We start from the raw sequence: 22,057 nt of genomic DNA on the forward strand, positions 1-22,057 counted from the left end.
GCCGTCATGCTCCTGACACCCAATGCCATGAGCCGGCGCATGCGGTTCGGCTTGTATTTCACCACTGGCGTGATCGCGTTGTTCCTGCTGCTGCCGATCGTGTTCATCGTGCTGTTGTCGTTCGGCTCGTCCCAGTGGCTGGTGTTTCCGCCACCGGGCTGGACGTTCAAGTGGTACGGCCAGTTCTTTTCCAATCCCGACTGGATGAGCGCGGCCCTGACCAGCCTCAAGGTCGCGGTGTTGACCACCGTCTGCGCCGTAGCCCTGGGCTTGCCCACCGCGTTTGCCCTGGTACGCGGGCGCTTTCCGGGCCGGGAAATGCTCTATGGCCTGTTCACCCTGCCGATGATCGTGCCGCTGGTGATCATTGCTGTGGCGGTGTACGCGCTGTTCCTCAAGCTCGGCTATACCGGGACGATGTTCGCCTTCGTGGTCAGTCATGTGATCGTCGCGCTGCCCTTCACCATTATCTCCATCATCAACTCGCTCAAGCTGTTCGACCAATCCATCGAGGATGCGGCGGTGATCTGCGGTGCCTCGCGCCTGCAAGCGGTGTTCAAGGTGACGTTCCCGGCGATTCGCCCGGGCATGGTCGCCGGTGCGCTGTTCGCGTTCCTGGTGTCATGGGACGAGGTGGTGCTGAGCGTGATGATGGCCAGCCCGACCCTGCAAACGCTGCCCGTAAAAATGTGGACCACCCTGCGCCAGGACCTGACGCCTGTGATCGCCGTCGCTTCGACGCTGCTGATCGGCCTCTCGGTGCTGGTGATGGTGATCGCCGCCGCCCTGCGCCGGCGCAACGAAATCAGCGCCTGAGCGCCTAGGAGAACACAATGAGTGCTGTCAAAGACCCCGCACAACAGAACAACAAGACCCTGGTCAGCCTGCGCAACTTGAACAAGCACTACGGCGACTTTGCCGCCGTGGACGATATTTCCCTGGAGATCCAGGACGGCGAGTTCTTGACCTTCCTCGGCTCCAGCGGCTCGGGCAAGAGCACCACGCTGTCGATGCTGGCCGGGTTCGAAACTCCCAGCAGCGGCGAGATCCTGGTGGACGGCAAATCCCTGGTCAACGTACCGCCGCACAAACGCGACATTGGCATGGTGTTCCAGCGCTACTCGCTGTTCCCGCACCTGTCGGTGCGCGACAACATTGCCTTTCCCCTGGCGATTCGCAAACTGGCCAGCGCCGAACGCGAACGGCGGGTCGACGCCATGCTCAAACTGGTGCAACTGGGAGAGTTCGCCCATCGCCGCCCTTCGCAACTGTCCGGCGGCCAGCAGCAGCGCGTGGCGATTGCCCGGGCGCTGGTCTATGAGCCACGCATTCTGCTGATGGACGAGCCCCTCGGTGCCCTGGACAAAAAACTGCGGGAAGACTTGCAGGATGAACTGCGCCAGCTGCATCGGCGCCTGGGCATCACCATCGTCTACGTCACCCATGACCAGGAAGAAGCCATGCGCCTGTCCCAGCGCATCGCCATTTTCAGCCATGGCAAGATCGTCGGCCTGGGCAGCGGCTATGACCTCTACCAGAACCCGCCGAACGCCTTTGTCGCCTCGTTCCTGGGCAACTCCAACTTCCTCAAGCTCAAGGCCCAGGGCAATGCTGCGGCGACGTTCGAAGGCCAATCGCTGTCGATCCGCCTGACCGCCGGCCTGCAATCCGAGCAGGATGTGTTGCTGATGGTGCGTCCGGAAAAAGCGTTGGCCCTGAGCGTCGAACAAGCCACCCGGGACCTGCTGCCGGCCGGCTGGAACGAAGTCTCGGCCCAGGTCGTGGAAGTGCTGTTCCTCGGCGAAAGCCAGACTTGCAGTGTAGTGACGTCCGGTGGCACGGCCATGACCGTCAAGGCGCTGTCCGCCGCCGGCATGCCGCTGAAGGCTGGCGACCCGGTGCGAGTGCGCTGGGCCACCGCCGATGCATGCGTATATACCGAATGGGCCGAAAGCGACCTCAACAAGGCTGCTGGCGCTCACTAAGACAAAGGCCCGCCAAGGTGGGCCCGTTTTTTCATTGTCACCCTCGGGTCACCACAGCGTCGGGCTGTGGTGACCTTTTTTTTTGCTGCCAAGGTGATGCGGATGCGATGGTTTCAACTGCAGGTCGAATAATCGCTGACGCTTGGTCAGTCCGTGTAGCCCAACCGCGCCGCTTTGCTATGTCGGGTTTGCCCGCGTGTAGCCAGGCAGTAGTACAACGGGCACGTCACCACCAAGCCCACCAGCCATGACAGATCCGCACCCTCGACCAGATTGGCGTACGGGCCGACATACAACGACGTGTTGGCAAACGGCAATTGCACGATGATGCCAATGAAATAAGCAATGATCGCGTGGAGATTGAAGCGCCCGTAGATCCCGCCGTCCGCGCGGAAGATCGAAGTGATGTCGTACTCGCCACGCTTGATCAGGTAGAAGTCGATCAGATTGATCGAAGCCCACGGCACCAATACCAGCAACAGCGCCAGGATCAGCCCGATGAATTCAGAAATGAAATCCGCCGACGCACCGAGGGCGACCAGGCAGCAACCGGCCAATATTACGCTCGACAACACCACGCGCACCTTGATACTCGGCGTCCACTGGCTGGCGAACGTCTGGATCGAGGTGATGATCGACAGCACCGCACCGTACAGATTCAGCGCGTTGTGGCTGATGATGTTGAGCAGGAACAGCACCATCAGAATCGGCCCCAGCCACCCGGTAGACTGTTTCACCGCATCCATCGCTTCAGTGCCTTCCGGCGTCGCCAGCACAGCCACGGCGCCGAAGCTGAACGACAGGATTGTGCCCAGCGTCGCGCCCAGGTAAGTGGCCCAAAACGGTTTGGCGATGCCGATATCCGCCGGCAGGTAACGAGAGTAGTCCGACACATAAGGCGAGAAACTGATCTGCCAGATGATCCCCAGCGACACCGTGGCCAGCCAGCCGGACAGGTTGAAATTGCCGCGAGTCAGGAAGTCCGCCGGCAAGTCATGGGCGAAGATGTAGATGAATCCGGCCAGCAACGCGCCGCCCATCACCCAGGTACCAATGCGGTTGAGCGTGTGGATGAAGTTGTAGCCGATCACCCCGATCGCGGTGGCGGCCAGTGCGCCGATCAGAATACTCAGCGGCGCCGGCACCGACGGCGCGATGCCGACGATGGATTTGCCGGCCAGCACGATGTTGGAAATGAAAAAGCCGACGTAGATGATCGCCGCGAAGAACACGATCAGCAGCGCGCCGTAACGGCCGAACTGGCCACGGCTCTGGACCATTTGCGGAATGCCCATGCGCGGCCCTTGGGCCGATGCCAGCGCAATCACCACACCGCCGATCAGGTGCCCCAGCGCAATCGCCAGCAGCCCCCAGAGCAGATCGAGATGGAACACTTGGACGACCATGGCGCCGGTAACGATGGGCAGTGGCGCGATGTTGGTGCTGAACCAAAGGGTAAACAGGTCGCGGGCCCTGCCATGGCGTTCCGCGAGTGGGACGTAATCGACCGTGTGATTCTCGATTAACGGGTCTTGCCGGGACATCTGGGACATGTGCATGAACTCGAGTTTGTCTGATCTTGTATTTGTATGAAGCCAAACCAGAGGCGCTTTTCGGCGGCTCCTCAGATGCGAACCATATTATGGTATTCCAACATTTCACAAGGCTGATCCGATCGTTGAAGGGCAAGCTGATCCGCTTTTATGAGGGCTCAACACACCCATCCTTGCACGATAGCCCCCGTAAACATTGGGCTTTGTCCCATATAAATGCGTTTATCGGCGGAAATAAAAAGCCCTTGCAAACGACGTATTACGGTATACCATAAGACCTACAAACCTATAAGAACCATGCTCCAGCACCCGAGGACCCTTCCAATGATCGATGCCGCCGTCTACAAACAAGTCATGGGCTCGTTCCCGTCCGGGGTAACGGTGATCACCACGCTGGATGACGACGGGCAGATCGTCGGCCTCACGGCCAGCGCGTTCAGCTCGCTGTCCATGGAGCCGGCCTTGGTGCTGTTCTGCCCCAACTACAGCTCCGACTCCTATCCGGTACTGATCAAGAACAAACGCTTTGCCATCCACGTGCTTTCCGGCAGTCAGCAAAGTGAAGCCTACGCTTTCGCCCGCAAAGGCAAGGACAAGGCGCAAGGGATCGAATGGACGTTGAGCGAACTGGGCAATCCGATCCTGGCCAACGCCACGGCTATCATTGAATGTGAGCTATGGCGCGAATATGAAGGTGGCGACCACGCGATCATGGTCGGCGCCGTGAAGAACCTGATAGTGCCGCAGCACACCGCCGGTCCGCTGGTGTACTGCCACGGCAAGATGGGCGCCCTGCCCGTCCTCGCCTGAATCGACAGTCAATAATAAAGATCCGAGGTAAGCGTCATGAAGTTTTCCCTGTTCGTGCACATGGAGCGTTGGGACGAAAGTGTCAGCCACCGCCAGTTGTTCGAAGACCTGACCGAACTGACCCTGATGGCCGAGGCTGGTGGTTTCAGCACCGTCTGGATCGGCGAACACCACGCCATGGAATACACCATCTCGCCAAGCCCGATGCCATTGCTCGCCTACCTGGCCGCCAAGACCACCACTATCCATCTTGGCGCCGGCACCATCATCGCACCGTTCTGGCATCCGTTGCGGGTAGCGGGCGAATGCGCATTGCTGGATGTGATCAGTAACGGGCGCATGGAAGTCGGTCTGGCCCGTGGTGCCTACCAGGTGGAGTTCGACCGCATGGCCGGTGGCATGCCAGCTTCCTCCGGCGGCCAAGCCCTGCGGGAAATGGTTCCGGTGGTGCGCGCCCTGTGGCAAGGCGACTACGCCCACGACGGTGATATCTGGAAATTCCCCACCTCCACCAGCGTGCCCAAGCCGATCCAAAAGCCCAACCCGCCGATGTGGATCGCCGCCCGCGACCCGGACTCGCATAATTTCGCCGTCGCCAACGGTTGCAACGTCATGGTCACGCCGTTGATGAAAGGCGACGAAGAAGTCCTGGACCTGAAGAACAAGTTCCAGGCGGCCCTGGACAACAACCCCGGCGTGGCGCGTCCGCAATTGATGGTGCTGCGCCACACCCACGTGCATGCCGTCGACGACCCCGAAGGCTGGAAGATCGGGGCCCGGGCGATTTCGAAGTTCTATCGCACCTTCGATGCCTGGTTCGGTAATAAGACGACACCGGTCAACGGCTTCCTGGAACCGAGCCCTGAAGAAAAGTTCGCCGAGCGTCCGGAGTTCCAACTGGAAAGCCTGCACAAGACCGCCATGATCGGCACCCCCGAGGAAATCATTCCGCGCATCAAGTACTATCAGGAACTGGGCGTCGACGAGTTCAGTTTCTGGTGCGATAACAGCCTGCCCCACGCGGAGAAGAAAAAATCCCTGGAGCTGTTTATCAAGCATGTGGTCCCGGCGTTTCGCTGAGTCCACCAACCAGCTCCTCGGACGCGAAGCCGGGGGCTGACTGACGTGTAGGGTCGATTTCAATGATCAATGATCTGCGCCCATCACTTGCCCTTCCCTCCGGCGCCGAGCAGGTTTACCTGCGCGGCGAATGGACCGCTTCGCATCTCCATTTCAAGCGCCTGCGCGCCAGCGTTACCGCCAAGCAGAACGGTTTCTGGCAACCCGTTCACTGAGCACAACCGAACTGGAATACATGCACCCGCGTCTCGTCATCACGAGGCGCGCCCGGTGCTTTATGCTTCGCCATGATCAGGTTTGCTCAATGAACAATAAAAACGCGCTGTTGATCATCGACATGCAGCAGGAGGACGGTTTCGTCCTGGACCACTTCGACACGGTGCAAACCAACACCGCCGCCCTGCTCGAGACCGCCCGCCGCCTGCGGGTGCCTGTCATCTATACCCGCCACATCAATCAGGCCGACGGCACTGACTTGCCGCATGGCGAACCGCTAGCGGCCGATGGCGGCCCCAGCAGTTACCGTGCCGGCACCCGACAAGTGGAAATCATCGAACGCCTGGCGCCGCAGCCTGAAGAAATCGTTATCGACAAGAGCCGTTACAGCGCCTTCCATCGCACCGATCTGGATGCCCGCCTCAAGGCGCTCGGGGTCGATACCCTGATCATCTGCGGCGTGCAGACCGATGTATGCGTGCTCAGCACGGCATTCGATGCTTTCGCCCTGGGTTTTCATATCCAGCTGGTTAGCGATGCCTGCACGACGACCACGCCAGCGGGACACTACTCGGCGCTGTTGATCATGGCCAACTGGGTCTACGCGCTGGAAATCCTGACTTGCGCCGAATGCCTGCGAGCCCTGGGAAACCGCAAGTACCTAAGCCTGATTCCTGAACGTCCGGACCTGTTCGCCCACCAGCCCCACGAGCTGGAAAGCACCATCGCCCGTTTGCAAACCCATCTCGTCCGGACTCAGGAGTAATCGCCATGCAAGTCGAAAAAAGAAGCATCGATTTCATCCCTGAGCAAGAACGCCATGGCCAGCCCGGCTCGCTGTTCTTCATCTGGTTTGGCGCGAACATGAACGTCACGACCATCGCGTCCGGCGTGCTGCCGGTAGCGATGGGGTTGAATCTGTTCTGGAGCGCACTGGCGATCATCGTCGGCTCACTGGTGGGGGCGATTTTCATGGCCTCCCATTCTGCCCAGGGACCGAAGCTCGGCATCCCGCAAATGATCCAGAGCCGGGCGCAGTTCGGCGTGCTGGGCGCCGTGCTGCCGCTGCTGTTCGTGATGCTCATTTACTTGGGCTTTTTCGTCAGCAATACCTTGCTCGCCGCGCAGGCATTGGAGTCCGTCAGTCCGTTGCGGGCCACCGGCAATATCTACCTGATCGGAGCATTGTGCTTTGTCGTCGCGCTCTATGGCTATCGCCTGATTCATCGCCTGCAGAAAGTACTGTCGCTGCTATCGTTGTTGGTGTTTATCGCCGCTACGGTGCTCGCCTTGCAGTTGCCGATCCCGACCGAACAATGGCTGCCGACGGGTTTCTCGTTGTCGAAATTTCTGGTGGCGGTGAGCATAGCCGTGACCTGGCAACTGTCCTATGCGCCTTACGTCGCCGACTACTCGCGTTACCTGCCGAGCAGCACGCCAGCCGTCAAAGTGTTCTGGTACAGCTACGCGGGCACGATCAGCGGTGGGACCTGGATGATGATTCTCGGGGCGATTCTCAGCGTTGGCATCACGGATTTTTCCAGCAACGTCGGCAGCCATGTCGCGCAATTGTTTGGTAGCGGTGCGCTGCTGTTATTTGCCTTCATTATCTATGGCCAGGTGTCGATCAACGTCTTCAACCTGTACGGCGCCTTCATGTCGACCATCACCGTGATCGAACCCTTCGCGCGGCTCAAGGTGACGCCTCGAGTGCGTGGTGTGTTCATGCTAGTGATCAGTCTGGTGGCAACGGCCTTGTGCACCATCAGCCAGGACGACTTCATCAACTTTTTCCTCAACTTCATTTTCTTCATGAGTTACTTCCTTATCCCCTGGACGGCGATCAACCTGGTGGATTACTACTGCTTGCGCAAAGGCCGGTACCGGATCGATGACATCTTCGACAAAGACGGCATCTACGGGCGCATCAACTGGATCGCTTGCGGCAGTTTCGTGCTGGCGATCGTTCTGGAAATCCCCTTCATGAACACAACGTTGTATGTCGGTCCGGTAGCCAATGCCCTGGATGGCGTAGACCTGGCCTGGATCGTCGGGTTGCTGGTGCCGGCCCTGAGCTATTACGGGTTGATGAAACGGGACAAGCGAACCCTGGAAGTCAGCGAATTGTCCTGATAGCCCCGACGCCGGGTGCGATACCCGGCGTTGTCCTTCGCTCGACGGCACATCGCAGATGGCCCAAGGCAATGGGCGATAACGAAACGTGCTCAACGCTCGTTAAGCATGTCAGTGCGCGATACCTACCAGCACGAATACCGATTGGTTTGCGGGACAAACCTGGCCTTATATTTTGGTGTTGAAAAACAATCAGATGAATAACAACCGCACCAAGTGCCTATCAGGTTCAAGACCCGTTGTCCCTGCCAAAAGCGAGAACACGCTCATGATAAAAATCCTAGCCGCTGTACGCAGAAAAACCGGAATGACCCATGCCGAGTTTTTAAACTATGTGGAGCACACACACGGAGCGATCGCTAAAGCCAAACCGTTAGGCGTTAAAAGGTACGTGCAGAACCATGTCATCGACGCGGCTTTCGGGGTTGACGCCGACAATGCCTACGCACAGTCCTTCCACAAAGATTCCATTACGGAGCTGTTTTTTGAAGACGCGCCAGGTTTGATTCGCACCTTCAGCGATCCCTATACGCAGCAAACCGTAGGCCCCGATGCAAGGAACTTCGCTGACCTTTCCGAGCAGCTCGCTCAATTGATGGATGAGTTGGAGACGGCTAGCACCGCTACAGCGCCTCTCCCATGGAAGGTGATGATCCTGCTGAAGAAGAATCCAGCCATGGCGCTCGATCATTTCTTCGACGCTTGGGACGCAGCTCACGAGAGCATTACCCGGGAACAACCTGGCTTCCAGAACGCCTTACGCCGGTATGTTCGCTCCCGGTACTTACCCGAGGGTGACAAGGTGACGGCCTATTTCGGGCCGAACATCAACGTATACGAAGGTGCCTCCAGCCTGTGGTTTGAAAATGAAGCGGACTTTTCTTTCTTTAGGCAGTATCAGCGAGCGCTGTTTCAAAAACTTGCCGAGGACGGCGTCGCGCTGACATCGGCGTCTTTTTTTGCCTACGTCAAAGAGGTCGTTATTTTCGATCACTGCTCCTGAAGACCAGCAGCGCGACCCTTCCCATTCAGAAGGGTCGCGATCACTCAGATAGGCTCAGCCAACGTCGCAGTAGACTCCCGCATGATCTGCGCATGCTCTTCCTTGTCCCCACCACTTTTCTCTATCTCGCACAGCCGTGCGGAGTTCTCGACCACGAGTTGGCAACGCTCCCAGCGCCGCGTTTCGAACCGGCTCAGGGCCGTCTGTAGATTGCTATTGCCGAGCAATTCTTCGGCAAGCACGATGGCGCTCTCGATACCGATGCCAGCTCCGGAGGCCAGATGCGGTGTGGTGGCATGCACCGTGTCGCCGATCAGCACGATACGACCCTTGTGCCAGGGCAGCGGCACCAACAGATTGGCCAGCGGACGATAGTCGATATTGGCGCCCGTCTCGTACAGTTGCGGCACCAGCGTTTGCAGGATCGGGGCTGGAAACTCACTTAGCAGGCGCGCCATTTCACCCGGCCAACTGGCCGGATCGATCCACTCGGAAAACTCGCGGTTCTCCATGAGGAACATGTACATGTGCGTTTCGGAGATCGGATTGACGCCAACCTTGGTGCGGCCCAGCCAATGACTGGGACGCACGATTTCCGGCGGACGCTTCAGCACTGCGCGCCAGACGCTCTGATGAATGGGTTTTGGCGAGGGTGCTTGCGGGAAAAAGTCCTTTCGCGTTCGCGAATGCACGCCATCAGCGGCAACGACCAGGTCATAGCGTTCAGTGGTCCCGTCGGTGAAAGACACGTCAATGCCATCGTCATGCTCGATGACGCTGTCGTAGGTGATGCCCAGGCGCACACGGGTCCCCACTTCTCGCGTCCTGTCGGCAAATATCCGAGCCAGTACCGGGCGCAGGATGCCACCACCACAGGGTATCGGTTTATCGCTGACCGGCGGTCGAAGCGCCAATTGCACGATCAGGTCGCCCACGGGTGAAAACACATCGAAATTGGTCGACAGGTACCCTTCCCCGGCGACCCTTTCCAGAATCCCAACCGTATCGAGCGCTCGCAGCGTGGGCCCACTGAGCGTAATCCCCGCCCCCAAAGGACACCACAACGGATCGATTTCGACGAGGTCCACTTCGACGCCCTGGCGGGCGAGCTGGATAGCCGCGGTCATACCGGAGAATCCGCCTCCGATCACCAGGACCTTACTGACTGCTGCAATCATCACGCTCTCCTAATTATTCTTATTCACTCGGGCAGACATTGCATGGCGCACCGACGAGCTCTGCGGCGTCATCGCATCAACGCCGCAGGAATAGGGAAATGCCGACGTAAAATGCCGGATCAGCCACGAGACTATCGAATCGAATACCAGCGCTGAAATCGCTTTGCACAATCCGAGGTATCGCTGGCGGCGATGGGTCTCGCAGGTAAGCCGAGGGCATTGCTCGGAGTGCCTGCCTTTGCGGCAGAACAAATACAAAAGCCGATGAACGACGGCTCACACGAACCGCCGTCCACCGGCCTTTAACGACGGTTGTTCACACGCTTTCCAAGCCATCCCAGCAGAGGTATTTAACCTCTAGGAACTCGTCGATTCCCAGGTGAGATCCCTCTCGCCCAAGACCGCTCTGCTTCACGCCACCGAAAGGTGCGACTTCATTTGAAATCAAGCCACAGTTGATGCCCACCATGCCCGACTCAATGCGCGCGGCGTTGCGCCAGATACGCGCCGCGTCACGGCTGAACAGATACGCGGCCAGGCCAAACTCGCTGTCGTTGGCCATGGCAATGGCTTGGTCATCCGTGTCGAAACGCACCAGCGGCATGACCGGGCCGAAGATCTCCTCACGGGCAACCCGCATCCCATGGGTCACGTCGGCCAACAGCGTGGGCTGGAAGAAACATCCACCCAGCGCATGGGGTTTGCCGCCGGACAGCAGCCGGGCCCCTTGCGCCAAAGCATCATCCACCAGCGCCTGGGATTTTCGTACCGCTGCGTCATCAATCAACGGCCCGACCTGGACACCCGGCTCCAGGCCATTGCCGACCTTCAAGCGTGCCATGCGCTCGACGATGCGCTCCGCCAATGCGTCATAAACCCCTGACTGCACCAACACCCGGTTCGCGCCGATACAGGACTGCCCACCATTGCGAAACTTGGCCAACATCACCCCGTCAGCCGCCGCATCCAGATCAGCATCGTCAAAGACAATGAACGGAGCGTTGCCTCCCAGTTCCATGGAGCATTTCTTGACCGTCTGCGCCGCTTGCGCCAGCAGCAGCCGACCCACTTCGGTGGAGCCCGTGAATGTGAGCTTGCGCACCAACGGGTTGGCCGTGAGTTCACCGGCAATGTCGCGCGTGTCATTACCCGTGATCACACTGAACACACCGGCCGGCACACCCGCCCGCTGAGCGAGTTCGGCGAGTGCCAGGGCGGTCAGGGGTGTCTGGCTGGCCGGCTTCACGACCATGGTGCAACCGGCCGCGAGGGCCGGAGCGGCCTTGCGTGTAATCATCGCAGCGGGGAAATTCCAGGGCGTGATCGCCGCGCAGACGCCGATGGGTTCGCGCAGGACCACGATGCGCTGAGTGTCCTTTACGCCCGGAATCAGATCACCGCGCACCCGTGTGGCTTCCTCGCCAAACCAGCGCACAAAAGACGCCGCGTAATCGACTTCACCCCGCGCCTCCTCAAGTGGCTTGCCCTCCTCCAGGGTAATCAGCGTGGCAATGTCCTCGCGATGCTCAACCATCAGCTCGTACCAACGACGCAACACCTCGCCACGGCGTTTGGCCGTCAGGCGCCGCCATGGGCCATAGGCCTCGTGCGCCGCGTCGATGGCGTGCCGGACTTCAGCTTCGCGACAGCGCGGCAACTCGGCCAGCACCGTCTGATCCACCGGGTTGCGCAACGTGTACCGACCGTGCGGCGTCTCGGTCAGCCATTCTCCAGCGATATAGGCACCGTCACGCCACAGCGTAGGATCCTTGAGTAAATGCTTCACTGTGCAACCCTCCCGATCAGCACGGATGACGCCCGATCATGAAGGCGCTGTCAGGGTCCGAAGTCACTGGCAGCCCCGACGCGACCAACCCTTGACGCAGCGACTTCATGAAGCGATCCGGCACACGCATCGCCGGGGCACGCAGTGGGCCGCCGTTGAAGCCGGCGAGCCAGTCCTGGTATTTCCACATCGTGCGATTGAGCACCCCGGTGCCGCCGGCGTAGCTCTGCGCGGCGGCGCCGTTGGCGCTGCGTGCCGGGTTGACCTTCCAGTACAGTTCCATCGCCTCTTCAAAGCGCCCCGTGCGTGCCAGCTCGAACGCTTTCGGGTAGTAGTCGCTCATCCAGGCGGTGTTGCTGGTGCCGGAAAACTGCAACTTCATCAGGCTCATCAAGGGGATTGCGTCGCCTTCGATCGGGCAACTGATCACCACCTGATCGCGGAAGTGGTGATACATCTCACAAATGCCCGCTGGCAACGGAAATCCTTGCTCGGACTTGATGGCCGCGATATTCGGGCAATCGGCCAACAGCCGACGGACCAACTCCAGCGACATACCCGCCGGATGCACGCGTTCGAAGCCCCAGAGCGGAATCGGGAACAGCATGACGGCAAGGTCCGTGGCGTCGCAGAACGCCTTGGTGTAGTCGTAGATTTCCTGCTCGCTGGTCGGCCAGAACTGCGGCGGATAGGAGAGCAGGACGATATCAGCGCCGGCATTCTCGGCAAGCTTCACCGCCTCGATATTCTCGGCAAGCGTGCCAAAAGCCGCGTGGAAGAACAGGATCAGGTTTTTCCCCGACTCACGGGCCCAGGCGGTGAACTGCGCGTTCTCCTGGGGAGAGATCGCCAGTTCGCTGCACAGCAACGTGGCGCTGTAGCCCAGGCCGACCGTCTGTTCAATGTCGTGGCGAATGCCACGTTCGTTGAGTCGCTTCAGATCGGCACTGAAACTTGGGATGGTGACCGCCGAGCAGCCCACCAGGTTTTCCCGCGCCCAGGCACGGGCATCTGCTTTCTTGTATGTGGCCATGGTGATTTCCTTTGAAGAGTGAGGGGTTATTTCGAGACAGGGACAATGCTGGCGGGCAACTCGATGCCGAGGCCTTGTTGCCGGGCGCGCTCGTACAGCGCTTGGGCGATGACTACGTCCTGCAGCGCCGAGCCAACAGACTTGTAGAGAACGATGTCGCTTTCTTTCTGGCGCGGATTGACACGACCCGCGACCAAATCCGACAGCGCGACCAGTTTGTCGGCGACATAAACACCGGCGCTGATCGCAGCAATGGCGTCGCCGGTATCGTGAAGTACCTCTTGCGGCATATCCGCGACGATGCAGACGGCTCGCTCCATCGTGACCGGGTCAACCTCCCGTTGCTCAGGCAAGGTGGAACCCAACGACACAACCGTGGCTCCCGGGCAAAGCCAGGCGCCTTGCAGTACCGGAGATTCGTCACGACTGCGGGCGGCACAAATCACCACGTCGCAATCCTGCACAGCTTCTTGCGCACTGTTCACCGCTTGGATATCCAGCCCAGGCCTGAAGCTCTCGGCAAAACGCTCGCGGCTAGCGGGCGTTGGGCTGAATACCCGGACATGCGCCACATCGCGCACGGACTTGAGGCAATCCAGTGCACCACGGGCCTCAAACCCCGAGCCAATCACCCCCACCCGCAGCGCACGCTTGGGCGCCAGTAAATCGACTGCCAGCGCAGCGGTTGCCGCGGTGCGCAAACCCGTCACCCGGTTGCCGTCGATCAGGGCACTGAGCGCCATGGTTTGCTGGTTGAACAACGCGATCAGGTAGCTGGCACAGCGCGCCCGCATGGAGGCCGCGATCAACTTGCAGCCCATATGGCCACCAGCCGGAGGTACAGCAGTCAAACTGCGCAGCCAGATACCGTCGCCCCGGGCCATGGAGCGAGGCGGTACCATGGCGTCCGATGCGGGACTTGCATACGCCTCGGCGAGCGCGGCGACGGCGGTGCTCCAGTCGGCGAGCGAGGCCACATCGGCGTCACTGAGAAAAAGCGTCGGGGCAATGACTTGGCGTTCTTGGGCGTTATGCATGGCGCAAACCTCGCAATCGGGGATCAGTCGTTGGTTGACTGACACCCTACGAGGCGCGCCCCCCACCGAATACTGCTGGGGATGCAAAGCAGCTATCGCTTAAATCGATGGCATGGACAGATTGCAGATCAGCCGTCGCACTTCACGGGAAGCACGGGTCAAGGGGCGCCGGGGCGATTCGACCAGCACGACAAAGCGCTCCAACACGGGCTCGATAATGCGCGATGAAACCAGTCGTTGATCCAGCGAGCCCGGCAGCACAGAGGCAATCGCATAGCCTCCGCCTGCCGCGACGACTTCGTACTGGAGCTGGACCGAGTCGGCTTCCACGGCCACGCACAGTTCCACGCCTTGCTCCGCAGCCAAATGATCGAGCCTGGCCCTCAGCAGATGCGGCCGCCCAGGCACGACCAATGGCAACCCCGATAGATTTTCAAGCGCAATATCTCGATTTCCGAGCAGAGGATCGGCGACGGGTCCTACCAGGTGCAGCGGTAGCCTGGCCAACAGATGAGCTTGGCCGATGCTCGCCTCGCTCTCCCGCAGCACCAGCGCCATATCCAGACGACCATCGTGCAACTGCTCTTCGAGTTGAACGCTCGCGCCCTCGATCAGGTGCAATCTCACCCCGGGCATCTGCGCGCGCACTGCAGAAAAGAGCGTCCCCGCAAACCGGCGCACCGCGGAAGGCAACATGCCCACGACCACCTCCCCCACCGGCTTTCCACGCAGGTTGCGAATGTCATCGGCAAGGCTTTCAGCGTTCGCCAGAAGATCCGATATACAGGGCAGCAACTGCTCGCCAAATTCGGTCAGCACCACCCCGCGCCCGGTGCGATGGAACAGGCGTTCGCCACATTGCGATTCGAGCAGGGCAATATTGCGACTCACCATGGACTGCGGCATGTCCAGCAGCACGGCTGCTTTGCTGAGACTGCCAGCCGCCACGACACGGACGAACAAGGTCCAGCGAGGATCGATGATGTTGAGCGCCGTGGCAGGCGGCTGCGTGGCCGTGTCCGGCACCGAGTAGCTCTGGTTATCCGTCATGTCATCAACTCTAGGCGGGCCTGGTCCAGGTACTCGCGACTGTCCTGAAGGTGCAGGCGCATCGCGGCACGCGCACACTCAGCGTCCTGATTGAAGATCGCCTGGTAAATCTGTTCGTGCTCGCTTTGCATGCGCTGTTCGTAGTGCTGCGGTTCATCGTGAAACAGCCGCGCGGAATCCAGTCGGCTGCGGGGGATGATGACCTCCCCCAGGTTGAGCAGCGTGTCGGCGATGTAGTGATTGCCGGTCGCCTGGGCAATGCCCAAATGGAACTGGAAATCCAGCGCGGCCCGATCATTGACGCTGACTGCAGGCAGGCCGAGCTGATCGAGCAGCACCCGCAACCCCGCCAACTGATCCGGGCTACGTCGCTGGGCGGCGAGCCCGGCGGCTTCCACCTCAAGACCGATCCGAAACTCCATGATCGTCAGCGAGTCAGTGATGATGCCGAGGGTAGCCGGGTCGATGAAGGCCCCTAGCGACAGGGTGCTACCGCGCACAAACGTGCCGATGCCGTGGCGTGTCTCAACCATACCAGCGGCCTGTAGACGCGACATGGCCTCGCGCACCACGGTCCTGCTGACGTCATGCGCCAGCATGAGGGCTGACTCGGTGGGCAACTGTTCACCGCCACGCAGCCGTCCCTCGATAATGTGCTCCGACAGCAGCGCCTCAAGCCCCTGGGACAGGCTGCCACGCTTTTTTCCACCGGCCGCTGGCGCGCTCATTCCTCGAAAATCGCGACGGCGCGGACGAAGCCGGCCGAAGCGTGCCTGATCTTGTAGGGAAAGCAGGACACCTGGAAACCATGGGCCGGTAGACATTCCAGATTGGCCAGTTTCTCCATCTGGCCGTAACCGATGTCGCGTCCGGCCTTGTGCCCTTCCCAGATGATCGAGGCGTCGCCCGTGGCGGCGAAGCGTTCGCGGGTGTACTTGAACGGCGCGTCCCAGCTCCAGGCATCGGTGCCCACCACGCGCACGCCGCGTTCCAGCAAGTACAACGTGGCCTCACGGCCGATGCCGACCCCGGCGTCCAGATACCCTGGCTGGCCGAACAGCGCGCCGGCACGGGTGTTGACCAGGACAATGTCCAGCGGCCGTAGAACATGGCCAATACGTTCCAGCTCGGCTTGCACTTGGGCGGCGTTGACCACATGGCCATCCGGTAAATGACGAAAGTCCAGCTTCACGCCCGGTTGCAAGCACCAATCCAGCGGCAGCTCATCGATGCCGAAAGCCGGCTTGCCGCCGTCCGTGGTCGAGGCATAGTGCCAAGGGGCATCCATGTGCGTACCGCTGTGCGTGGTGATCTGCAGGCGCTCAGCCGCCCAGGACTCATCGCCAGGCAGTTGCGCCTTGGACAGGCCAGGAAACATCGCGGCCATTTCCGGCCAGCCTTGCTGATGGTCCATGTAGTCGATTTTCGGCAGCAATGGCGGCGGATCGGTGTAGGGATTGTTGTCCAGGGTGACGGACAGGTCCACGAGGCGGCGTTTAGTTGATTGCATTTTCGCTCACTCCAAGCCCCACCCGCCCACGCGCACGACGCGTCGGGGCAGCAGCTTTCAAACTGTTTCGTATCAAGGCGGCAGCCGAGCCGTCATGGCGAAAGCCAAGGGCACGGGCCAGAGGGGTTTTCATTGCGGGGAAGTTGCCGAACAACGCTTGCAGTCCAGCGTCCGGTGCGAAGCTGATCAGCCCCCGGCGTTCCTGGCCGTAAGCGGCGGCCAGGGCATCGATGACCTGGGCAATGGACAAGTGCAACAGCGGTAATTGCCAGACACGTGACTCGCCGAGCTCAACGGCGGGCAGTTCGGCGGCCCGTAACAGGTTATCCACGCAACACCGCACGGACATCCACCACGCCTGCGCCTGCGGTGAAACCGGGCAGCAATACGGCTCGCCTTGGGCGAAGGCATGCAGCAGATCGCTCATGAACGCCGAACGCAGCCCATTGGGTTCACGTGGACGGGCGACGATGCCGGGCAGGCGCACGGCACGACCGTCCACCTCGCCCCGTCGGGCAAGGTCGTTGAGTGCCATTTCCACCATCGTCTTGTGCGTACCGTAGCTCAACTGAGGGCGCGGCGCGGCGCGCTCATCCATGCGGGCCGGCAGATCGCCGCCGTATACCGCCACGCTGCTGGCGTACACCAGTACCGGCCGACCCGGCTGTTCGCGCAGTTGGTCGAGCAATTCCAGGCTTGCCAGCAGGTTGACCTGATAACCCAGTGAATAATGCTGCTCGGCCGCGCCACCCGGGATGCTGACCAAGTGGAAGACCACATCGATGCCATCGGCCAGCGCTCGGCGCAATAACGCGGCGTCGGTGACACTGCCGCAATGCCGGCGCAGGCGCTTGTCCTCAGCGAACCCCACCAACTCTTTATCCAGCAGGATCAACGCGCTGATCGACCGGCCTTGTAACGCATTGGTTTCGAGCAATCGTTTCACCAGCGCCCGGCCAACAAAACCATTGGCCCCGGTAATCATCACGCGCATGGGAAGCCTCCGCGCACGATGCACTGGTCTATCGCCCCGAACACCGACTGACCTTGCAGATCGAGGACCTCCATGCGCACGCGGTCGCCAAAGCGCATGAAGGACGTCCGTGGCGCGCCGTGCTCGATCATCTCAACGGCACGACGTTCGGCAATGCAGGCAGCGCCCACAGTGGGGTCAGTATTGGAAACCGTGCCGGAACCGATCACGCAGCCGGCCCTGAGGCGCCGGGTCAGTGCTGCATGGGCGATCAACTGATGAAAGCCGAAATGCATGGCACCGCCCTGGGCATGACCGAACCACTGGCCGTTCCATTCAACCTTCAACGGCAAGTGCACACGCCCGTCGCGCCAGGCCTCACCCAACTCGTCGGGGGTGATTGCCACCGGGGCAAAACTTGACGAGGATTTGGCCTGGATAAACCCAAAGCCCGTCTTCATCTCTCGGGGGGCAAGTGCGCGCAAGCTGACGTCGTTGACTTGCACAATGAGCCGGATATGGCCGGCGGCCTCTTGCGCCGAGCAACCCATGGGAACCTCATCGACCACCACGGCGAATTCACCTTCGAAGTCGATGCCATGGGTTTCACTGGGCAACGCGATGTCATCGCGAGCACCGAGGAAGTCATCGCCGCAGCCCTGGTACATCAGCGGCGTGTGCTCGACACCTTCGATCGGATCCAGCCCAAAAGCCTTCTGCATCCGCTCGCCATGACTGAGAAAAGACGAGGCGTCCAGCCACTGCCAGGCACGTGGCAAGGGTGCGGCGGCTTGTTGCGGATCAAAGGTGAAGGCACCGGTCAGCGAGCCTTGGTTCAGGGCGTCATAGCGAGCGCGCAAAGCGGCTTCAACGCTCGGCCAATGCTCGATAGCCTCCTGCAGCGTCGCGGCGATATCGCTGGCCTCCACCGCCCAGGCCAGGTCGCGCGACACCAACAGTAGGCGACCGTCACGGTTGTGATCTTTGAGGGTGCTGAGCTTCATGCCAGTTCTCCTTGCAGCTCGGGGGCGAAGCGACCATCGAGCAGCACAAACAGCATGCGCGCCATCTGCTCGGTGCGATTACTCCAGGCGTGGTTGGTGCCGCGCTGCACGACGATGTCACCGCGTTTGAGATGCACCTCCTCGCCATCAAGCACCAGCCAGACCTCGCCCTCGGTGACCACGCCGTAATCCAGCGTTTCGGTACGATGCATCAGCTTGTGCTTGGAGTCCGCCTGCCCTGTGCCGGCATGGGCCTGGCCAATTTCGGCGAATGCCGCCGCAGCATCCTCGGCGCTGACCTGGTTCTGCACGCTGTCGGGCGGAATATCCACCACGCGGATGACACTGCCCAATGGTGCGGGGCTCAGTTGAAGCGGCTTGTTGGTGGGGTCGTCGCCGTTATCCAGCATGGCCGGGCTCGCGCCGCTGTTCCAAATCTCATGGAAAACCGTGCCGGGCACGGCCTTGAGCGGAAAGCTGTTGGGCGTTGGTCCGCTGAGCGCGACCACCGCCAAGCCCTGGGCATCGTGCCCGGTGACCACGCGTTTGAAACCAGGAAGCTGTTGCATGTTCGAGTCCTCAATCAGTTGGCGAAACGCGCCAGCGGGTAACGATGAATCTGTGTAAAAACCTTAAAGATCCAGCACCAGCCGCGCGCTCTTCGCGCGCGAGCAGCAAGGCGTGAACTGGTCGTTGCGGGCCCGCTCGGCATCGGTCAAGAACATGTCACGATGGTCCGGCTCGCCTTCCAGTACGCGCGTGAGGCAGGTGCCACAGATGCCCTGTTCGCAAGACAACGGGATGTCGATGCCGGCCTCCAGCAGCACCTGGGCGACGCTGAGCGTGGCCGGGACTTGGAAACACTGTCCGGTGCTAGCCAGTTGCACCTCGAAACCGCCCGCCTCGCTGACCGGCGCAGCGGCGGCGGTAAAGTACTCGCGGTGCAGTTGCGCCTCGGCCCAGCCCTGCGCGCGCGCCGTGCCCAACACGTGCTCCATGAAACCGTTGGGGCCACAGACATACAGGTGACGGTCGGCGGCTGGCCCGGATAGAACCCGAGCGGCGTCGAGACGCTGGACCGCCTCGCCATCGTCCACATGAACCTGGACGCAAGCGGCAAATGTCGAACGGCGGATGTACTCGATAAAGGCCATGCGCCCGGCCGAGCGACCGCAATAGTGCAGCTCGAAAGGCGCGCCGATCCGCGCCAGGCGCTCGGCCATGCAGAGGATCGGCGTGATGCCGATGCCGCCCGCGAACAGCACGCTGTACCCTGCCCTATGCTCCAGAGGGAACAGGTTTCGTGGCTCGCTGATCCGCAGCCGGCTGCCTTCGTGAACTTGTTCGTGCATGGCCTGCGAGCCGCCGCGAGACGCCGGGTCGAGTAACACGCCCAACAGGTAGCGGTGGCGTTCTTCGGGGTGATTGCACAGCGAGTACTGGCGCACCAGGCCATTGGGCAGATACACGTCGATATGCGAGCCGGCGCTGAAGGCAGGCAGCATGGAATCGTCGACCGAGGCCAGTTCGATACTGTAGATGCCTTCGGCTTCGCGACGCTTGCGGGTGACAACGACTTCAATCATCACTTGGCACCCGCAGGCTGCTCGGCAGCAATCATCCGATCGAGTACACGCCGCGCGCGGATGGCGCCTGCATCACCGATCAGCAGGACCGGTTTCAAGTCCCAGAACGAAGCATCGCCCATCATGCGCTGCTGGGCCTCGAGCATTGGCAAGTCTTCATCGGTAAAGGGCCGGTTGATCGCGGCCGCTTGTTCGTCAGCGAATCGCTCGGCGAATTCGCCCATTGCCTTGGGAAAACAGACTGAGAACCAATAGTGAGTCGTGGTCTCGGTCTCCGGGGTGAAGAGGTGCGGAATCGGTGTGGAAACGCCCTTATCCCTGGGGAGACCGGTCGCCACTGCGCCGGAAAACAGCAACATGTTCGCAGGCGCATCCCAACGCACATCGATCCAACGGTCCACTGGTGTGCCCTGAGGAATGTTCCAGGCGGTGTAGAGGAATTCCGGCATGATTTCCGCAACCGTCTGGCGATTGGACCAAACGGTGTTGCCCTCCTCTTGCACGCTGGTCAATGCACCCTTGACGCCATCGCCACCCAACGTAGACGGATGCAAGAACTCGATATGACTCAGGTCCATGATGTTGTCGGTTTCCAGCACGTAGTTGGCTTTCGCGTGCAGGTAGCGTTTGCCGACATACCAATGGTCTTCATCCATGCAATTGAAATCCGGAATCAGCGTCGCATCGGCCAAGTGTGGATCACCCATCCAGATCCACAGCAGGCTGTAGCGTTCGACCAGCGGGTAGGCCTTGACCTTTGCCGCCTTGGGAATTGCACCATCGCCGTGGGGGTTATGCACACAGGCGCCACTGCCATCGAATTCCAGGCCGTGGTACGGACAACGCACCGCATCGCCTTTGAGGATTCCCATGCCCAGGGGCGCGAAACGGTGAGGGCAGCGATCGGAAATGGCTTGGGCACTACCTTGGGTATCGCGGAAAAACACCACGGGTTCATTGAGCAGGGTTCGTTGGAACAGCTCCCCGGCCTTGACCTCGGTGCCCCAGGCGGCTGCGTACCAGGTGTTGCGTAGAAAGCTCATCGCGATTCCTCTTTTTCAAAGCTTGATGACGGGCTGGCGTGCGTCGTCGCACGCTCGGTTTCAATCAGCCGACGCAGGACACGTCGACAGCGCACGGCCCCTGCATCGACGGGTAGCAACACAGGGTTAAGACCAAGCAGTTCAACCTCGCCAATCTGGCGCTGTTGAGCCTCGACCATGGGTTTGTCCTCACCGGCAAAAATACCGATCAACATGTCCTGGACGAAGGCATTCAACTGCGCATTGTCCTGCTCGAAACTGCGCGTGTTGGCGAAGAAATAATGGGTGTTGGCCGCGTCCTGCGGCGTCATCAGATGCAGGTTCCAGGTCACGGGTCCCTCTTCCCTGGGGCGCCCTGGAGGCGTGGCGCCACTGCCCAGCAACATCAGACCGGGTGCGTGCCAGATGACTTCAGCCCAGACGTCTGCCCGGGTCGGGTCTTCAAGGTGAGCGCCGAACGCCGGCGGCGGCACATCGTCCGGCGCCCACCAACTGATGCGCACGCGATCGTTGGGCAATTCCTCGATGTCGGCGCGCGTGCGTGACAAGGCTCCGCCACCGAGCGTGTCCGGGTGCAGGAAATCAACGTGGCTCAGGTCCATGATGTTGTCGGACAGCAGTTCGTAGTGCGCGCGCGTCGGCAGATACCCATGTCCCTTGGCGTGGGTTGGCGCCTGGTCGAGGAAAGAGAAATCAGGAATCAAGGTGCCGCTGGCCAGGTGACGATCGCCTGGCCAGACCCAGATAGCCCCGTGGCGCTCAACCACCGCGAAGCCGCTAACACAGGCGGCCTTGGGGATGTTTCCTTCGCCATGGGGATTGTGCGTACATTGGCCGCTGCCATCGAAACGCAAGCCGTGGTACGGGCACTGAACGCTGTCCCCGACAATCTTTCCCATGTGCAGCGGGGCAAAACGGTGCGGGCAACGATCAGCCAGCGCTTGGATCCGCCCCTGGCTGTCGCGAAAGAAGACCATGGGTTGTTCGACGATGGTCCTGCCAAGCATCGACCCTGGCGCCAGCTCGTCCGCCCACCCGGCGATGTACCAGGTGTTGAGCAAATAATTCATGTTGCTC

22 protein-coding genes are annotated in these 22,057 nt (G+C 60.7%); 8 read left to right on the top strand and 14 right to left on the bottom strand.

Translation table 11 applies throughout. From position 1 onward, the window contains the following. Positions 1–6: 6 nt before the first annotated feature. Together J3P79_RS15380 and J3P79_RS15385 are read left to right on the top strand one after the other, a co-directional pair. On the top strand, positions 7–816 hold the full coding sequence (locus J3P79_RS15380; RefSeq protein WP_030142570.1) for an ABC transporter permease: 810 nt from the start codon (positions 7–9) through the stop codon (positions 814–816). A gap of 17 nt (positions 817–833) precedes the next feature. Continuing rightward, positions 834–1,985: an ABC transporter ATP-binding protein gene (locus J3P79_RS15385; protein ID WP_434603851.1), complete on the top strand. Its 1,152-nt coding sequence runs from the start codon at positions 834–836 to the stop codon at positions 1,983–1,985. Between the two features lie 146 nt (positions 1,986–2,131). Here J3P79_RS15385 and J3P79_RS15390 read toward each other — a convergent pair whose 3' ends face one another. Further along, the gene (locus J3P79_RS15390) at positions 2,132–3,538 is read right to left on the bottom strand and encodes a purine-cytosine permease family protein (RefSeq protein WP_198724822.1); all 1,407 of its coding nucleotides are present in this window, start codon (positions 3,536–3,538) and stop codon (positions 2,132–2,134) included. A gap of 324 nt (positions 3,539–3,862) precedes the next feature. On the opposite strand from J3P79_RS15390, the gene J3P79_RS15395 reads away from it, so the two are divergent. From J3P79_RS15395 to J3P79_RS15420, 6 genes are all read left to right on the top strand, one after another. Next, complete coding sequence (locus tag J3P79_RS15395) at positions 3,863–4,348, top strand: flavin reductase family protein (protein ID WP_039589581.1); 486 nt, start codon at positions 3,863–3,865, stop codon at positions 4,346–4,348. A gap of 36 nt (positions 4,349–4,384) precedes the next feature. Then, positions 4,385–5,428: an LLM class flavin-dependent oxidoreductase gene (locus tag J3P79_RS15400; protein WP_434603853.1), complete on the top strand. Its 1,044-nt coding sequence runs from the start codon at positions 4,385–4,387 to the stop codon at positions 5,426–5,428. Positions 5,429–5,490: 62 nt separating this feature from the next. After that, positions 5,491–5,643, top strand: coding sequence for a hypothetical protein (locus tag J3P79_RS15405; RefSeq protein ID WP_196304781.1), 153 nt, complete (start codon positions 5,491–5,493; stop codon positions 5,641–5,643). A gap of 89 nt (positions 5,644–5,732) precedes the next feature. Further along, complete coding sequence (locus tag J3P79_RS15410) at positions 5,733–6,410, top strand: cysteine hydrolase family protein (RefSeq protein WP_434603857.1); 678 nt, start codon at positions 5,733–5,735, stop codon at positions 6,408–6,410. Positions 6,411–6,415: 5 nt separating this feature from the next. Continuing rightward, positions 6,416–7,777: a purine-cytosine permease family protein gene (locus J3P79_RS15415; RefSeq protein WP_434603859.1), complete on the top strand. Its 1,362-nt coding sequence runs from the start codon at positions 6,416–6,418 to the stop codon at positions 7,775–7,777. Between the two features lie 307 nt (positions 7,778–8,084). Further along, positions 8,085–8,780 (top strand): EthD domain-containing protein, encoded by a 696-nt coding sequence (locus J3P79_RS15420; protein WP_434603862.1) that lies wholly within the window; start codon positions 8,085–8,087, stop codon positions 8,778–8,780. Positions 8,781–8,824: 44 nt separating this feature from the next. On the opposite strand, the gene J3P79_RS15425 is transcribed toward J3P79_RS15420, so the two are convergent. The 13 genes from J3P79_RS15425 to J3P79_RS15485 form a co-directional block, all read right to left on the bottom strand. After that, on the bottom strand, positions 8,825–9,958 hold the full coding sequence (locus tag J3P79_RS15425; RefSeq protein ID WP_082112080.1) for an FAD-dependent oxidoreductase: 1,134 nt from the start codon (positions 9,956–9,958) through the stop codon (positions 8,825–8,827). A gap of 316 nt (positions 9,959–10,274) precedes the next feature. Then, positions 10,275–11,744, bottom strand: a complete 1,470-nt coding sequence (locus J3P79_RS15430) for an NAD-dependent succinate-semialdehyde dehydrogenase (protein WP_434603865.1) — start codon at positions 11,742–11,744, stop codon at positions 10,275–10,277. A 16-nt stretch (positions 11,745–11,760) separates the two neighbouring features. Beyond that, positions 11,761–12,777: a dihydrodipicolinate synthase family protein gene (locus tag J3P79_RS15435; protein WP_434603867.1), complete on the bottom strand. Its 1,017-nt coding sequence runs from the start codon at positions 12,775–12,777 to the stop codon at positions 11,761–11,763. A gap of 26 nt (positions 12,778–12,803) precedes the next feature. Continuing rightward, positions 12,804–13,814, bottom strand: a complete 1,011-nt coding sequence (locus J3P79_RS15440; RefSeq protein ID WP_434603869.1) for an ornithine cyclodeaminase family protein — start codon at positions 13,812–13,814, stop codon at positions 12,804–12,806. A 99-nt stretch (positions 13,815–13,913) separates the two neighbouring features. Next, positions 13,914–14,864: a LysR substrate-binding domain-containing protein gene (locus J3P79_RS15445; protein WP_434603872.1), complete on the bottom strand. Its 951-nt coding sequence runs from the start codon at positions 14,862–14,864 to the stop codon at positions 13,914–13,916. Next, positions 14,861–15,592 (bottom strand): FadR/GntR family transcriptional regulator, encoded by a 732-nt coding sequence (locus J3P79_RS15450; protein ID WP_434603875.1) that lies wholly within the window; start codon positions 15,590–15,592, stop codon positions 14,861–14,863. The genes J3P79_RS15445 and J3P79_RS15450 overlap by 4 nt, the downstream gene beginning before the upstream one ends. Beyond that, on the bottom strand, positions 15,589–16,374 hold the full coding sequence (locus tag J3P79_RS15455) for a cyclase family protein (RefSeq protein WP_039589572.1): 786 nt from the start codon (positions 16,372–16,374) through the stop codon (positions 15,589–15,591). The genes J3P79_RS15450 and J3P79_RS15455 overlap by 4 nt, the downstream gene beginning before the upstream one ends. Then, positions 16,361–17,368 (bottom strand): NAD-dependent epimerase/dehydratase family protein, encoded by a 1,008-nt coding sequence (locus J3P79_RS15460; protein WP_434603878.1) that lies wholly within the window; start codon positions 17,366–17,368, stop codon positions 16,361–16,363. Before J3P79_RS15460 ends, J3P79_RS15455 begins: the two co-directional genes overlap by 14 nt. Beyond that, positions 17,359–18,351, bottom strand: coding sequence for a fumarylacetoacetate hydrolase family protein (locus J3P79_RS15465; RefSeq protein ID WP_434603880.1), 993 nt, complete (start codon positions 18,349–18,351; stop codon positions 17,359–17,361). The genes J3P79_RS15460 and J3P79_RS15465 overlap by 10 nt, the downstream gene beginning before the upstream one ends. After that, positions 18,348–18,920, bottom strand: a complete 573-nt coding sequence (locus J3P79_RS15470; protein WP_434603882.1) for a cupin domain-containing protein — start codon at positions 18,918–18,920, stop codon at positions 18,348–18,350. Before J3P79_RS15470 ends, J3P79_RS15465 begins: the two co-directional genes overlap by 4 nt. A gap of 63 nt (positions 18,921–18,983) precedes the next feature. Continuing rightward, positions 18,984–19,937 (bottom strand): PDR/VanB family oxidoreductase, encoded by a 954-nt coding sequence (locus J3P79_RS15475; protein WP_434603884.1) that lies wholly within the window; start codon positions 19,935–19,937, stop codon positions 18,984–18,986. Continuing rightward, positions 19,937–20,980, bottom strand: coding sequence for an aromatic ring-hydroxylating dioxygenase subunit alpha (locus tag J3P79_RS15480; RefSeq protein ID WP_039589564.1), 1,044 nt, complete (start codon positions 20,978–20,980; stop codon positions 19,937–19,939). The genes J3P79_RS15475 and J3P79_RS15480 overlap by 1 nt, the downstream gene beginning before the upstream one ends. Beyond that, the gene (locus J3P79_RS15485) at positions 20,977–22,050 is read right to left on the bottom strand and encodes a Rieske 2Fe-2S domain-containing protein (RefSeq protein ID WP_434603887.1); all 1,074 of its coding nucleotides are present in this window, start codon (positions 22,048–22,050) and stop codon (positions 20,977–20,979) included. Before J3P79_RS15485 ends, J3P79_RS15480 begins: the two co-directional genes overlap by 4 nt. Positions 22,051–22,057: the final 7 nt, after the last annotated feature.

Source organism: Pseudomonas sp. R1-7 (genome assembly GCF_051132105.1).
In the GTDB taxonomy this organism is placed as follows: Bacteria; Pseudomonadota; Gammaproteobacteria; order Pseudomonadales; family Pseudomonadaceae; genus Aquipseudomonas.

Bases quoted from the DNA above. Each gene is read 5' to 3' on its own strand.
- J3P79_RS15380 (WP_030142570.1), top strand. From the start codon at position 7: ATGCTCCTGACACCCAATGCCATGAGCCGGCGCATGCGGTTCGGCTTG.
- J3P79_RS15385 (WP_434603851.1), top strand. From the start codon at position 834: ATGAGTGCTGTCAAAGACCCCGCACAACAGAACAACAAGACCCTGGTC.
- J3P79_RS15390 (WP_198724822.1), bottom strand. From the start codon at position 3,538: ATGTCCCAGATGTCCCGGCAAGACCCGTTAATCGAGAATCACACGGTC.
- J3P79_RS15395 (WP_039589581.1), top strand. From the start codon at position 3,863: ATGATCGATGCCGCCGTCTACAAACAAGTCATGGGCTCGTTCCCGTCC.
- J3P79_RS15400 (WP_434603853.1), top strand. From the start codon at position 4,385: ATGAAGTTTTCCCTGTTCGTGCACATGGAGCGTTGGGACGAAAGTGTC.
- J3P79_RS15405 (WP_196304781.1), top strand. From the start codon at position 5,491: ATGATCAATGATCTGCGCCCATCACTTGCCCTTCCCTCCGGCGCCGAG.
- J3P79_RS15410 (WP_434603857.1), top strand. From the start codon at position 5,733: ATGAACAATAAAAACGCGCTGTTGATCATCGACATGCAGCAGGAGGAC.
- J3P79_RS15415 (WP_434603859.1), top strand. From the start codon at position 6,416: ATGCAAGTCGAAAAAAGAAGCATCGATTTCATCCCTGAGCAAGAACGC.
- J3P79_RS15420 (WP_434603862.1), top strand. From the start codon at position 8,085: ATGACCCATGCCGAGTTTTTAAACTATGTGGAGCACACACACGGAGCG.
- J3P79_RS15425 (WP_082112080.1), bottom strand. From the start codon at position 9,958: ATGATTGCAGCAGTCAGTAAGGTCCTGGTGATCGGAGGCGGATTCTCC.
- J3P79_RS15435 (WP_434603867.1), bottom strand. From the start codon at position 12,777: ATGGCCACATACAAGAAAGCAGATGCCCGTGCCTGGGCGCGGGAAAAC.
- J3P79_RS15440 (WP_434603869.1), bottom strand. From the start codon at position 13,814: ATGCATAACGCCCAAGAACGCCAAGTCATTGCCCCGACGCTTTTTCTC.
- J3P79_RS15445 (WP_434603872.1), bottom strand. From the start codon at position 14,864: ATGACGGATAACCAGAGCTACTCGGTGCCGGACACGGCCACGCAGCCG.
- J3P79_RS15450 (WP_434603875.1), bottom strand. From the start codon at position 15,592: ATGAGCGCGCCAGCGGCCGGTGGAAAAAAGCGTGGCAGCCTGTCCCAG.
- J3P79_RS15455 (WP_039589572.1), bottom strand. From the start codon at position 16,374: ATGCAATCAACTAAACGCCGCCTCGTGGACCTGTCCGTCACCCTGGAC.
- J3P79_RS15460 (WP_434603878.1), bottom strand. From the start codon at position 17,368: ATGCGCGTGATGATTACCGGGGCCAATGGTTTTGTTGGCCGGGCGCTG.
- J3P79_RS15465 (WP_434603880.1), bottom strand. From the start codon at position 18,351: ATGAAGCTCAGCACCCTCAAAGATCACAACCGTGACGGTCGCCTACTG.
- J3P79_RS15470 (WP_434603882.1), bottom strand. From the start codon at position 18,920: ATGCAACAGCTTCCTGGTTTCAAACGCGTGGTCACCGGGCACGATGCC.
- J3P79_RS15475 (WP_434603884.1), bottom strand. From the start codon at position 19,937: ATGATTGAAGTCGTTGTCACCCGCAAGCGTCGCGAAGCCGAAGGCATC.
- J3P79_RS15480 (WP_039589564.1), bottom strand. From the start codon at position 20,980: ATGAGCTTTCTACGCAACACCTGGTACGCAGCCGCCTGGGGCACCGAG.
- J3P79_RS15485 (WP_434603887.1), bottom strand. From the start codon at position 22,050: ATGAATTATTTGCTCAACACCTGGTACATCGCCGGGTGGGCGGACGAG.